General features: G+C 73.2%; 2 protein-coding genes. Both read left to right on the top strand.

The window, feature by feature from the left end; translation table 11 throughout:
• The first annotated feature begins 91 nt into the window (after positions 1-91).
• Positions 92-397, top strand: coding sequence for a hypothetical protein (locus ASG49_RS04275; RefSeq protein WP_056537476.1), 306 nt, complete (start codon positions 92-94; stop codon positions 395-397).
• Between the two features lie 231 nt (positions 398-628).
• Positions 629-1,026 (top strand): DUF6318 family protein (locus ASG49_RS19565; RefSeq protein WP_369814209.1); only part of this gene is annotated, 398 nt, incomplete at its 3' end.

Here is a 1,026-nt window from a genome sequence, read left to right as displayed (position 1 = left end):
CCCCCCCCCCCCCCCCCCCCCCCCCCCCTGGGAGCCCTCGCGCCCGACCGATCCGACCTCCCGAACGGGGGCGGGTCGGCATGATGTGCCCGTGACCTCGCCCCACCAGCACCGCGCCGACCGGGCCGGCCGCCGGCTGCCGCGCGGACGGCTCGCCCTGCTGGCGCTGGGTCTCACCGGCTGCGTCGTGGCCTGGGGACTGCTCGTGGAACTCGCGGTCGGTGCCGGGCGCCAGCTCGGGACCGGGGACGGCGCGTGGGCCGTCCTCGTCGTCGCCACGGTCGCGGCGGCGGCCTGCCTCCTGCTCGGACTCCTCCTCGGGGTCCGGCTGGCCGCCCTGTTGCGCGACGACCCACGCCCGCCCCGCACCCCGGGCCGCCGCGTCTCCGGGCGCTGAACCACGCCGCTCCCCTGCAAGGGCCTCCGGCGCGTCCCGGGCGCCCGGACAAACTGCGCACCAGCGGACCCCTACCGACGGCGTGTCGCGTGCCTGGCGTTCGGCGTTCCACGTCGCCGCCACGGTCCGACGACCCCGCTTGTCCACAGACCGGGAACAGCGTGTAGCGCACTCCTGACCTGGGTAGTTACCGTCTCGACGTTCTCGGGATCGGACCCTGGAGGGTGACGTATGCGTCGGCTGAGTCGCATGGTGGCCACTGTGACGGCCGTGGCAGCGATCGGGGTCACGGCTGCGTGCGGCGGGGACAACCCCACCCCCTCGACAGCCCCGTCGGACAGCACGGGGGAAGCGTCCCCCTCGGCTTCGGACCCGCCGCCACCCTCAGTCCCTCGGGCGGCGCGACGGCTGGATAAAGATGGCGCGGCGGCCTTCGTCCGTCACTGGGTCAAGGTGCTGAACTACGCGGGGGCTACCGGAGACACCAGCGCCCTTCGGCAGGTATCCACAAGCGACTGCGTGAAGTGCGCCGCACTTTCGGACGGGATCGATCGGATCTACGACCGCGGCGGCAATATCGCTGGAGGAGGATGGACTGTTCTAGCCACGAAGCAGTACGGACCAACCCA

This window comes from Marmoricola sp. Leaf446 (genome assembly GCF_001424755.1).
Lineage (GTDB): Bacteria > Actinomycetota > Actinomycetes > Propionibacteriales > Nocardioidaceae > Marmoricola.
Note: the sequence above shows the minus strand (reverse complement) of the source record. Positions and strands in the feature narration are given on the sequence as shown.